The organism is Bradyrhizobium sp. UFLA06-06, from assembly GCF_054820065.1.
Genome location: NZ_JADFUD010000015.1, coordinates 91997 through 105024 on the forward strand (window position 1 = coordinate 91997; position 13028 = coordinate 105024).

Annotated in this window: 4 protein-coding genes; all 4 read right to left on the minus strand. The window is 64.1% G+C overall.

Annotated elements, in window-relative coordinates:
• Window positions 1-20 precede the first annotated feature (20 nt).
• Window positions 21-2048 (minus strand): ABC transporter ATP-binding protein, encoded by a 2028-nt coding sequence (locus IF803_RS15645; protein WP_461192696.1) that lies wholly within the window; start codon window positions 2046-2048, stop codon window positions 21-23.
• Between the two features lie 226 nt (window positions 2049-2274).
• Entirely contained in the window at window positions 2275-4335 is a 2061-nt protein-coding gene (locus IF803_RS15650) for an FAD-dependent oxidoreductase (protein WP_461192697.1), read from the minus strand.
• 180 nt (window positions 4336-4515) lie between these two features.
• Window positions 4516-8718: a DNA-directed RNA polymerase subunit beta' gene (rpoC, locus tag IF803_RS15655; RefSeq protein WP_028339320.1), complete on the minus strand. Its 4203-nt coding sequence runs from the start codon at window positions 8716-8718 to the stop codon at window positions 4516-4518.
• Window positions 8719-8845: 127 nt separating this feature from the next.
• On the minus strand, window positions 8846-12964 hold the full coding sequence (gene rpoB, locus IF803_RS15660) for a DNA-directed RNA polymerase subunit beta (RefSeq protein ID WP_028339321.1): 4119 nt from the start codon (window positions 12962-12964) through the stop codon (window positions 8846-8848).
• Between the last annotated feature and the right edge of the window lie 64 nt (window positions 12965-13028).

The window sequence follows — 13028 nt, forward strand, 5'->3', positions numbered from 1 at the left end:
CCCGCGTCGCGGCGCGGGCCTCACGCCTCCTCATCCTCGTCCTCATCTTCATCATCGTCATCATCCGCGTCGTCGGCGTCCTCGTCGTGATTCAGATGCCCCTGGTCGTCCCACAGCTTGCGATAGACGCCATTGCGGGCCAGCAGTTCCTCGTGTGAGCCGCGTTCGATCGCCCTGCCGCCGGAGATCACGATGATCTCGTCCATCTCGACCACCGAAGTCAGGCGATGCGTCGACCAGATCATGGTGCGGCCCTCGGCGACCTTGAGCAGCGTGCGGTTGATCGCAGCCTCCGTGGTCTGGTCGAGTGCCGAAGTCGCCTCGTCGAGCAGCAGAACGGACGGGTTGCGGATGATCGCGCGCGCGATCGCGATGCGCTGGCGCTGGCCGCCCGACAGGGTATCGCCGCGCTCGCCGACCGGCGTGTCGTAGCGCTGCGGCAGGCTCATGATGTAGCGATGGATCTCGGCCTTCCGGGCGGCGTCCTCGACCTCCGCGTCGGTCGCGCCTTCCTTGCCGAGCCGGATGTTCTCGCGGATCGACATGTTGAACAGCATGTTCTCCTGGAACACGACCGCCATACTCGCCCGCAGCGACTCGCGCGTCACCCGGCGGATATCGACGCCGTCGATGGCGACCCGGCCCTCGTCCGGCACGTAGAGCCGCAGGATCAGGTTGATCAGCGTGCTCTTGCCCGAGCCGCTGGGACCGACGATCGCAATGCTCTTGCCGGCATTGAGCTTGAGGCTGAGATTGTCGAGCACCGGCGTCTGCGCCCCCTCGTACTGGAAGGTGACGCGATCGAAGGAGATGTCGTTGGTGATGCGCGGCAGATCCGGCGCGCCGGGACGGTCGGCGCCGCGGGTCGGCTCGTCGAGCAGTTCCTGGATGTGCCGCACCGCCGCCGCCGACTGGATCGACACCGGGATGAAATGCATCAGATGGGCGATGTTGTACGACACCTCCCAGAACGCACTCTCGAAGGTCACGAAGGTGCCGACGGTGATCTGCCCCTTGGTGGCGAGATAAGCGCCGATCGCCAGCACCACGAGGTGGAGCAGCAGCACCGCGATGGTGACGGTGCGCTCGACCATGGTCGACAGGAACATGGCTGACGCGGCCTTGGCGCGGACATCGCGGTTGCGCATCGTGAACCAGCCGAGCGCCCGGCGCTGCAGATTGAACGCCTTCACCACCGCCTGGGCGGCAACGTTCTCCTGCACCGTTCCGAGCAGCGCGGCTTCGTTCTGCTTCTGCTCGTAATTGGCCTGCACCGCCTTCGGCGTCAGGATGCGCGGCCCGATCAGGGTGATCGGAAACACCAGCAAGGCGACCACGGCAAGCTGCCAGTTCAGGAACAGCATCAGGATGATGCCCGCGACCAGCTCGAGGCCCGGCAGCGCCGCGCTGTTGGCAAAGGTCTTGACCGAACCCTCGAACGCCGACAGATCGATCGAGAAGCGCGACAGGATCTCGCCGCGCTTGGTGCGCGCGAAATAGGCCGACGGCAGGTTCTGGACATGGTCGAACAGCCGCGTCCGCACGTCGGCGATGATGCCGGCGGCAAGCCGCGCATCCCAGCGCTCGTACCAGACGGCGATGATCGAGGTGACGATGCCGGCCACCGCGAGCACGCCGAGGATCTTGTAGAGGGCTCCGAAGTCCTCCTCGCCGAGCGCGTCGTCGATCAGGAATTTCAGGCTGAGCGGCATGATGACGTTGAACAACGTCTCGACCAGCACGCCGAAGGCGACGCAGGCGAACGGCTTCTTGTAGTTCGCCAGGATCGGCCTGACGAAGCCAAAGATCGTGGAGAGCGCGCCGGCGGCTTCCTTGGCGGTGAAGACGACGAGGTCCTCGTCATCATCGTCGTCATCGAGCTCGAACTCGTCGTCCGCGTCCTCATCCTCTTCGTCGTCAGCCGGCGCCGCGGCGGGCTTCGTGGAGGCGGCCGCCACGGGCGGACCGGACGCGGGCTTCTTCTTCAGCTCGGGATCGTCGGCCGCCGCTTTCGTCGGATCGTCTGATGCAGGAGGTCTTGGCGCCATGAAACCAACCGATGCTCCACGGCCGGCATGACCGCAAATCGAAACCGCAGCCGATAACACTGCAACCGTAATCCTATGCGATCACGACGAATTCGGCAAAGCGTTTGGAACGGCCGACGCGTCGCCGCACGCTCGCGCGGATTCGCGGAGCGCAGCATTGCCGCCGTTTGACAGCTGGTTGACACAAGGCCGGTCGCCTGGCGGCAAAGGCTTCCGCTCGGTGCCGCTAGTCGTCGAGGTCGGCTTCGACCTTGTCGAAGAAGGAATAGCGCAGGCTGTCGGAGTCGGCGTACCACTGCCCCGGCCCCTTGTTGGCGGCCAGCGTCAATGTCCACAGCGCATCGGTGCAGTCGCGGCGGTGCATCGACAGGTCGAAGCCGTTGCCGAAGAACAATTCCGACCACTCCCACCAGGTGCCGAGCTTCTTCACCCCGCGCAGCAGGTCGTAGCGGTCGATCACCGCCGACGCCATGTCGGAAGTCACCGACGCGAACACGACGCCGGTCTTGACCACGCGGTTGAGCTCGCGCACCCCGCGCACGACCTGCTTCTCGCCGAGATGGCACAGCGAGGTCTCGAACACGAAGTCGAACTCGTTGGCCTTGAACGGCATGTCGGCGATCGAGCCGAGCTTGTTGTACTTCTTGAGCGCCTTCGGCGTCTTGCCGTGGATGTAGCGGTTGTTCTCGATGCCCCAGGCATCGATGCCCCGTTCGCGCAGCGCGCCGACCAGTTCGCCGCTGGCGGAGCCGGCGATCAGCAGCTTGTAGCCCTTCGCCCTGCCCCACACCGTCCTGATCAGGTCCGTCAGATAGGCCGGGTCGGTGAAGTTGCGCCAGACCTCGCCGTAGGGGCCGACGCCGCGATAATTGTCGAAATAGCTGCGGTCGATCTTGTCGGACAGCGCGCTCTCGTCCTGCGCGCGGGTACGGCGCAGCCGCATCATCTCGGTGAGGATGATGTCGGTCGCGGCATCGGAGGAATCGAGCAGTCCGTTCAGCGTCGAATCGAATAGATAGTCGCCGACCACCACGATGCCGGGGTGCTCCTTCGGCTCGGGCCGGTGGTTGGTCATGACGTCGCGCACCGGCAGGCCGCCCGGCAGCGCGTTGACCGACGACAGCCAGCGATGGATCTTGCCCTCCAGGAAATGCTCGCGCGCATCGCCGAGCGAGGCCGGCAGCGACTTCAACGCCGCATCGATCAGCTCCTGGTCGCTGAGATTGGCGAAGGCAAGCGCATCCGAGCCCGCGATCAGCCAGTTCAGCACGCCGTGCTTACCGACATCGTGGCGCGCGCCCTCGTTGTAGACGCAGCAGCCGCCGAACGCCTCCGACATGAACCAGGCGCCCGGGATCTTCTCGCCCCAGAACGGCTCGTCGAACAGGATCGAGACCCGCAGATAATGCGCGGGCCGGTCGAAATAGGCGACGTGCTTGACCATCGACTTGCGCAGCTGTTCGCCGTCCCAGCGCATGGTCGCGAGCCAGGAGTGCGGCAGGCAGACCAGCACGAGATCGAAGTCGCGCGTCTCCGGCCCCTTGCCGTTCATCATGTTGAGCTGGTAGCGGCCATCAGCGGTCTTGCCGACCTTGAGCACACGATGGTTGAGCTGGATGTCGGCGCTGACTTCCGAGCGCAGGCAATCGATCAGCTGCTCGTTGCCGTTCTGAATCGAATACAGGCCGATATAGCCGTCGACGTCCATCACATAGTTCTTCAGCGCGTTGAGGCCGTTGGTGTTGTGGCTCTCGGTCGCGATGTCGGAACGCGCCATCACCTTGAAGAAGCGCTTGGCGGTCGCGTCCTCGACCTCCTCGTCGAGGACCTGCTCGGCGGTCTTGTAGGCCCACGGGTGCTCGTTGTCGTGGGCGCCGACGCCCTCGTAATATTCGATCGGCGACACCAGGTCGCTGCAGCGCTTGCGGAACGCCTCGATCGCGGCCGCGGTCTTCGCCCCGTATTTGCGGCGCATGCCGGGAACGTCGGCGAGCAGCTCGCCGTCGAGTTGCACCTGCTCGGCATCCATCGGGATCGTCTGCAGGCCGAAATGCTGGATCAGTTCGCGCAGCGGGTCCGGCCCCGTCATCGAGTAATCATAGATCTCGGCGACGCCGGCCTCATACACCGCCGGCGCCGTGTCGAATTTGCGCGTGACGATCTTGCCGCCGAGGCGGTTCGACGCCTCGAAGATGGTAACGCGGCAGAGGTCGCCGAGTTTGCGCTTCAAATACCAGGCGCTCATCAGCCCCCCGGGGCCGCCGCCTACGATAGCCAAGTCGAGCATATGGATTCCGTCGTCTCCGGCGCGAGCCAAACAGCCGGTCTAAGTCACCCTAGCAAAGGCACTTTTTTGCCTGAAGGAAAGATGAACAAACTGCGTCCCTGCACCGCAGCAAGCAAAGAAAGCAGCAAAAAGGCCGGCTAAACGCCGGCCTTCTCGCCATACCCGTAGTCTTGCGGATGCCTATTCCGCGGGCGGCAGCGCCAGCGGCTCCGCTTCCGGAGCCGTCGGCACGATCGCCGCCTGCTGCTTCTCGCGCTCGTCGAGGATCAGCTTGTCGCGCTTGACCGCGACTTCGCGGATCCGCGCCATCGAGGCGCCGGTGCCGGCCGGGATCAGGCGGCCAACAATGACGTTCTCCTTGAGGCCCTCGAGCGGGTCCACCTTGCCGTTGACGGCAGCTTCGGTGAGCACGCGCGTGGTCTCCTGGAACGACGCCGCCGAGAAGAAGGAGCGGGTCTGCAAGCTCGCCTTGGTGATGCCGAGCAGAACCGGCGTACCCGTGGCGGGCTTCTTGCCCTCCTCCTTGGCCTTGGTGTTGAGCGCGTCGAACTCGATCTTGTCGACCTGCTCGCCCGAGATCATGTCGGTGTCGCCCTGATCGGTGACCTCGACCTTCTGCAGCATCTGACGGACAATCACCTCGATGTGCTTGTCGTTGATGAGCACGCCCTGCAACCGGTAGACCTCCTGGATTTCGTTGACCAGATAGGCAGCGAGTTCCTCGATGCCCTTGATCGCCAGGATGTCGTGCGGCGCCGGATTGCCTTCGACGATGAAATCGCCCTTTTCGACGATGTCGCCGTCCTGAAGGTGGATGTGCTTGCCCTTCGGGATCAGGTACTCGCGCGGCTCCTCGGTCTTGTCCATCGGCTCGATCGAGATGCGGCGCTTGTTCTTGTAGTCGCGGCCGAAGCGGATCGTTCCCGCGGTCTCCGCGATGATCGCCGCATCCTTCGGCTTGCGAGCCTCGAACAGTTCCGCCACCCGCGGCAGACCGCCGGTGATGTCACGCGTCTTGGCGCTCTCGGTCGAGATACGCGCCAGGATGTCGCCAGGCATCACCTTTCCGCCGGTGTCGACCGACAGAATGGCATCGACCGACAGCATGTAGCGGGCATCGCCGCCACGCGCGAGCTTCATCACCTTGCCGTCCTTGCCCTTGACCACGATGGCCGGACGCAGGTCCGAACCGCCGCGCGTCGTGCGCCAGTCGATGACCACGCGCTTGGCGATACCGGTCGATTCGTCGAGCGTTTCCGAGATCGACTGGCCTTCGACCAGATCCTCGAAACCGATCGTGCCCTCGACTTCGCTCAGCACCGGGCGGGTGTAGGGATCCCACTCGGCGATGCGCTGGCCGCGCTTGACCATGTCGCCTTCGTCAACGTGCATCTTCGAACCGTACTGGATACGGTGGGTTGCACGCTCGGTGCCGTCGGCATCGACGATCGCAACGACCATGTTGCGCACCATCGCGACCAGGCTGCCTTCGCTGTTGCGGGCGATCGCCTTGTTCCTGATCACGATCTTGCCGTCGAAGTTCGATTCGACGAACGACTGCTCGTTGAGCTGCGCGGCGCCGCCGATGTGGAACGTGCGCATCGTCAGCTGCGTGCCGGGCTCACCGATCGACTGCGCCGCGATGACGCCGACGGCCTCACCGTGGTTGACCGGCGTGCCGCGAGCCAGATCGCGGCCGTAGCACTTGGCGCAGATGCCGTTGATCAGCTCGCAGGTCAGCGCCGAGCGGATCTTCACTTCCTGGATGCCAGCCTGCTGGATCGCGTCGACATGGCTCTCCTCCATCAACGTGTCGCGCTTGATGACGACCTCGTTGGTGGCGGGATCGCGCACGTCATCGCAGGCCACGCGGCCCAGGATGCGCGAGCCGAGCGAGGCGACGACCGTGCCGGCATCGACGATGGCGCGCATCTTGATGCCGAGCGTGGTGCCGCAATCGGTCTGCGTGATGATGCAGTCCTGCGCGACGTCGACCAGACGGCGGGTCAGGTAGCCGGAGTTCGCGGTCTTCAACGCGGTGTCCGCGAGGCCTTTGCGGGCGCCGTGGGTCGAGTTGAAGTACTCGAGCACCGACAGACCTTCCTTGAAGTTGGAAATGATCGGCGTCTCGATGATCTCGCCCGACGGCTTGGCCATCAGGCCGCGCATGCCGGCGAGCTGGCGCATCTGCGCCGGCGAACCACGCGCACCGGAGTGCGCCATCATGTAGATCGAGTTGATGTCGGCATCCGCGCCCGCCGCCGTCTTCTTGGTGGACGAGATCTCCTTCATCATCGCCTTGGCGACTTCTTCACCGGCCTTCGACCAGGCGTCGACGACCTTGTTGTACTTCTCGCCATGGGTGATCAGGCCGTCATTGTACTGCTGCTCGAAATCCTTCGCCAGCGTACGGGTCTGGTCCACGATCTTCCACTTCGACGCCGGCACGACCATGTCGTCCTTGCCGAACGAGATGCCCGCCTTGAAGGCGTTGTAGAAGCCGAGCGCCATGATGCGGTCGCAGAAGATCACGGTCTCCTTCTGACCGCAGTGACGGTAGACCTGGTCGATCACGCCGGAGATCTCGCGCTTGGTCATCAGCTTGTTGATGATGTCGTACGAGATCTTGGTGCTCTTCGGCAGCAGGTTGCCGAGCATGACGCGACCGGCGGTGGTCTCGATCCAGCGCTTGGACTGCTTGCCTTCCTCGTCGAGGCCTTCCCACCGGTACTTGATCTTGGTGTGGAGGTGGATGACCTTCGAATGCAGGGCGTGCTCGAGCTCGGCCATGTCGCCGAAGATCTTGCCCTCGCCGGGCAGGCCTTCGCGCATGATCGAGACGTAGTAGAGGCCGAGCACGATGTCCTGCGACGGCACGATGATCGGCTGGCCGTTCGCCGGATGCAGGATGTTGTTGGTCGACATCATCAGGACGCGCGCTTCCAGCTGCGCTTCGAGCGACAGCGGAACGTGCACGGCCATCTGGTCGCCGTCGAAGTCGGCGTTGAAGGCGGCGCAGACCAGCGGATGCAGCTGGATCGCCTTGCCCTCGATCAGCACCGGCTCGAACGCCTGGATGCCGAGGCGATGCAGCGTCGGCGCGCGGTTGAGCAGCACCGGATGCTCGCGGATCACCTCGTCGAGGATATCCCAGACCTCCGGACGCTCCTTCTCGACCAGCTTCTTGGCCTGCTTCACCGTGGTGGACAGACCCTTGGCGTCGAGCCGCGAGTAGATGAACGGCTTGAACAGCTCGAGCGCCATCTTCTTCGGCAGGCCGCACTGGTGCAGGCGCAGCTCGGGACCGACCACGATCACCGAGCGGCCGGAATAGTCGACGCGCTTGCCGAGCAGGTTCTGGCGGAACCGGCCCTGCTTGCCCTTCAGCATGTCGGCGAGCGACTTCAGCGGACGCTTGTTGGCGCCGGTGATGACGCGGCCGCGGCGGCCGTTGTCGAACAGCGCGTCGACGGCCTCCTGCAGCATGCGCTTTTCGTTGCGGATGATGATGTCCGGCGCACGCAGTTCCATCAGCCGCTTCAAGCGGTTGTTGCGGTTGATGACGCGGCGGTACAGGTCGTTGAGGTCGGAGGTCGCGAACCGGCCGCCGTCGAGCGGCACCAGCGGACGCAGGTCCGGCGGAATCACCGGCACGACCGTCATGATCATCCATTCCGGCTTGTTGCCGGAGACACGGAAGGCCTCGACGATCTTCAGACGCTTGGCGAGCTTCTTGTGCTTGATGTCGGAGTCGGTCTCCGCCATGTCGGCACGCAGCGTCGCCTCGAGCTTTTCGAGCTCGAGCCCCTTGAGCAGCTCGCGGATCGCCTCGGCGCCGATCATGGCGGTGAAGGAATCCTGGCCGTACTCGTCCTGCGCCTTCAGATACTCGTCTTCAGACAGCAGCTGACGGTCCTTCAGCGCAGTGAGACCCGGCTCGAGCACGACGTAGTATTCGAAGTAGAGGATCCGCTCGAGATCCTTCAGCGTCATGTCGAGCAACAGGCCGATGCGCGAGGGCAGCGACTTCAGGAACCAGATGTGGGCGACCGGCGCCGCCAGCTCGATATGGCCCATGCGCTCGCGCCGGACGCGCGACAGCGTCACCTCGACCGAGCACTTCTCGCAGATGATGCCCTTGTACTTCATCCGCTTGTACTTGCCGCACAAGCACTCGTAGTCCTTGATCGGCCCGAAGATGCGCGCGCAGAACAGGCCGTCACGCTCCGGCTTGAAGGTGCGGTAGTTGATGGTCTCCGGCTTCTTGATCTCGCCGTACGACCAGGACAGAATCTTCTCCGGAGACGCGATCGAAATCCGGATCTGGTCGAAGACCTGGGCCGGCGTCGTCGGATTGAAAAGATTCATAATCTCTTGATTCATGGTCTTCTCCTCGCGTGCCGATCGTCACCGGCAGCAAATTCGAAACTTCTATTCAGCGCGCGCCCCGCCCAACGTCCGAGCGGAGTGCGGAGGCCCGGCGCGTTTCGCGCCGGGCATGATCACAGCGTTACTCGGCCGCTTCCGACGTCGACGCCGGTCCCACCTTGGAATTGTGCAGGTCGACGTTGAGGCCGAGCGAGCGCATTTCCTTGACCAGCACGTTGAACGATTCCGGAATACCGGCCTCGAAGGTGTCGTCGCCGCGCACGATCGCCTCGTACACCTTGGTACGGCCGGCGACGTCGTCCGACTTCACGGTCAGCATCTCCTGCAGCGTGTAGGCGGCGCCGTAGGCTTCAAGCGCCCAGACCTCCATTTCGCCGAAGCGCTGGCCGCCGAACTGCGCCTTGCCGCCCAGCGGCTGCTGGGTGACGAGCGAGTACGGACCGATCGAACGCGCGTGGATCTTGTCGTCCACGAGGTGGTGCAGCTTGAGCATGTAGATGTAGCCCATCGTCACCTTACGATCGAACTGATCGCCGGTACGGCCGTCATAAACGGTCGACTGGCCGGAGGCGTCGAAGCCCGCGAGCTTCAGCATCTCCTCGATGTCGGCCTCCTTGGCGCCGTCGAACACCGGCGTTGCGATCGGCACGCCGTGGCTCAGATTGCGGCCGAGCTCGACCAGCTCGTTGTCGTTCAGCGACTTGATGGTTTCATCCTCGCCATAGATCTTCTTCAGGGTCTCGCGCAGCGGCTTGAGATCCTGCTTGTGATAATAGGCGTCGATGGTCTGGCCGATGCGCTTGCCGAGGCCGGCGCAGGCCCAACCGAGATGGGTCTCAAGGATCTGACCGACGTTCATGCGCGAAGGCACGCCGAGCGGATTGAGCACGATGTCGGCGTGCGTTCCGTCCTCGAGGAACGGCATGTCCTCGATCGGCACGATCTTCGACACCACACCCTTGTTGCCGTGACGGCCGGCCATCTTGTCGCCGGGCTGGATCTTGCGCTTCACCGCGACGAAGACCTTGACCATCTTCATCACGCCGGGCGGCAGCTCGTCGCCACGCTGCAGCTTCTCGACCTTGTCGAGGAAGCGCTGCTCGAGGCCCTTCTTCGACTCGTCGTACTGCTTCCGCATGGCCTCGATCTCGGCCATCAGCTTGTCGTTCGGCGAGGCGAACAGCCACCACTGCGACTTCGGATACTCGTCGAGCACCGCGCGGGTGATCTTGGTATCCTTCTTGAAGCCCTTCGGGCCGGCGATGCCCTGGCGGTTCTCCAGAAGCTCGGCGAGGCGGCTGTAGACGTTGCGGTCCAGGATCGCCTGCTCGTCGTCGCGGTCCTTGGCCAGACGCTCGATCTCCTCGCGCTCGATCGCCAGCGCACGCTCGTCCTTGTCGACGCCGTGGCGGTTGAACACGCGGACTTCCACGATCGTGCCCTGCACGCCCGGAGGCACGCGCAGCGAGGTGTCGCGGACGTCGGAGGCCTTCTCGCCGAAGATGGCGCGCAGCAGCTTCTCTTCCGGCGTCATCGGGCTCTCGCCCTTCGGCGTGATCTTGCCGACCAGGATGTCGCCGGCGCGGACTTCCGCACCGATGTAGACGATACCGGCTTCGTCGAGGTTCTTCAGCGCTTCTTCCGAGACGTTCGGAATGTCGCGGGTGATTTCCTCAGGACCGAGTTTGGTGTCGCGGGCCATCACCTCGAACTCCTCGATGTGAATCGAGGTGAAGACGTCGTCCTTCACGATCCGCTCGGAGAGCAGGATCGAGTCTTCGAAGTTGTAGCCGTTCCACGGCATGAACGCGACCAGCACGTTGCGGCCGAGCGCGAGCTCGCCGAGATCGGTCGACGGACCGTCGGCGATGATGTCGCCCTTCTTGACGATGTCGCCGACCTTCACCAGCGGACGCTGGTTGATGCAGGTCGACTGGTTGGAGCGCTGGTACTTCATCAGCCGGTAGATATCGACGCCCGACTTGGTCGGATCGAGATCCTCGGTGGCGCGGATCACAACGCGGGTGGCGTCGATCTGGTCGATCACGCCCGAGCGGCGCGCGGCAATCGCCGCGCCCGAGTCACGGGCGACCACGCCTTCCATGCCGGTGCCGACGAACGGCGCCTCGGCGCGAACCAGCGGCACCGCCTGGCGCTGCATGTTCGAGCCCATCAGCGCGCGGTTGGCGTCGTCGTTCTCGAGGAACGGGATCAGCGCCGCGGCGACCGAAACCAGCTGCTTCGGCGACACGTCCATGTAGTCGACCTTGTCCGGCGTCACCGGCAGCACTTCGCCGGCATGACGGCAGACCACGAGGTCGTCGGTGAAGCGGCCCTTGGCATCGAGCGGCACGTTGGCCTGCGCGACGCGGTAGCGGCCCTCTTCCATCGCCGACAGATAGACCACCTCGTCGGTGACCCGGCCGTCCTTGATCTTGCGATAGGGCGTCTCGACGAAGCCGTACTTGTTGACGCGCGCGAACGTCGCCAGCGAGTTGATCAGGCCGATGTTCGGACCTTCCGGCGTTTCAATCGGGCAGATACGGCCGTAATGCGTCGGATGCACGTCGCGGACTTCGAAGCCGGCACGCTCGCGGGTCAGACCGCCCGGGCCAAGCGCCGACAGGCGCCGCTTGTGGGTGATTTCCGACAGCGGGTTGGTCTGGTCCATGAACTGCGACAGCTGCGAGGAGCCGAAGAACTCGCGCACCGCGGCAGCCGCGGGCTTGGCGTTGATCAGGTCCTGCGGCATCACGGTGTCGATATCGACGCTCGACATGCGCTCCTTGATCGCGCGCTCCATGCGGAGCAGGCCGATCCGGTACTGGTTCTCCATGAGCTCGCCGACCGAGCGCACCCGGCGGTTGCCGAGATGGTCGATGTCGTCGATCTCGCCCTTGCCGTCGCGCAGGTCGACCAGCGTCTTGATGACCGCCAGGATGTCTTCCTTGCGCAGCGTGCGATGGGTATCGGGCGCATCGAGCTCGAGGCGCATGTTCATCTTGACGCGGCCGACCGCAGAGAGGTCGTAGCGCTCGGCGTCGAAGAACAGCGACTGGAACATCGCCTGCGCCGAATCCAGCGTCGGCGGCTCGCCCGGACGCATCACGCGGTAGATGTCGAACAGCGCGTCCTCGCGCGTCATGTTCTTGTCGGCCGACAGCGTGTTGCGGATGTAGGCGCCGACATTGACGTGGTCGATGTCGAGCAGCGGCAGGTCCTTGTAGCCCTGCTCGTTCAGCACCTTGAGCGACTTCTCGGTGATCTCCTCGCCGGCTTCGGCGTAGATCTCACCGGTCTTCGGGTTGACGAGATCCTCGGCGAGATAGTTGCCGACGAGCTCCTCGTCCGACATGCGCAGCGCCTTCAGGCCCTTCTCCTGAAGCTGGCGCGCCTGGCGCACGGTCAGCTTCTTGCCGGCCTCGAGCACCACCTTGCCGGTGTCAGCGTCGATCAGGTCGTTGACGGTCGAATAGCCGCGGAAGCGGTTGGCATCGAACGGCACGCGCCATCCGTCCTTGGTCCGCTTGTAGGTGATCTTCTTGTAGAAGGTCGACAGGATCTGCTCGCCGTCGAGACCGAGCGCGTACATCAGCGAGGTCACGGGCAGCTTGCGGCGGCGGTCAATGCGCGCGAACACGATGTCCTTGGCGTCGAACTCGATGTCGAGCCAGGAACCGCGATACGGGATCACGCGCGCGGCAAACAGCAGCTTGCCGGACGAATGGGTCTTGCCCTTGTCGTGGTCGAAGAACACGCCGGGCGAACGGTGCATCTGCGAGACGATGACGCGCTCGGTGCCGTTGACGACGAAGGTGCCGTTCATCGTCATGAGCGGGATGTCGCCCATGTAGACGTCCTGCTCCTTGATGTCCTTCACCGACTTGGCGCCGGTTTCCTCGTCGATATCGAACACGATGAGGCGCAGCGTCACCTTGAGCGGCGCAGCGAAGGTCATGCCGCGCTGGCGGCACTCGTCGACGTCATATTTCGGCTGCTCGAACTCGTAGCGGACGAATTCGAGCATCGAGGTGCCGGAGAAATCCGAGATCGGAAACACCGAACGGAACACCGCCTGCAGGCCCTCGTCGAGCCGACCGCCGGTCGGCTCGTCGACCATCAGGAACTGGTCATAGGACGCCTTCTGAACCTCGATGAGGTTCGGCATTTCGGCGACTTCCTTGATGTGACCGAAAAACTTGCGTACGCGTTTGCGACCGGTGAATGTCTGCTGCGCCATCGTGGCCTCTCATTTTCGTCGCCTTTATGGGGCGAACCTTCCGGGAGCGACTGCCATCGGCCCC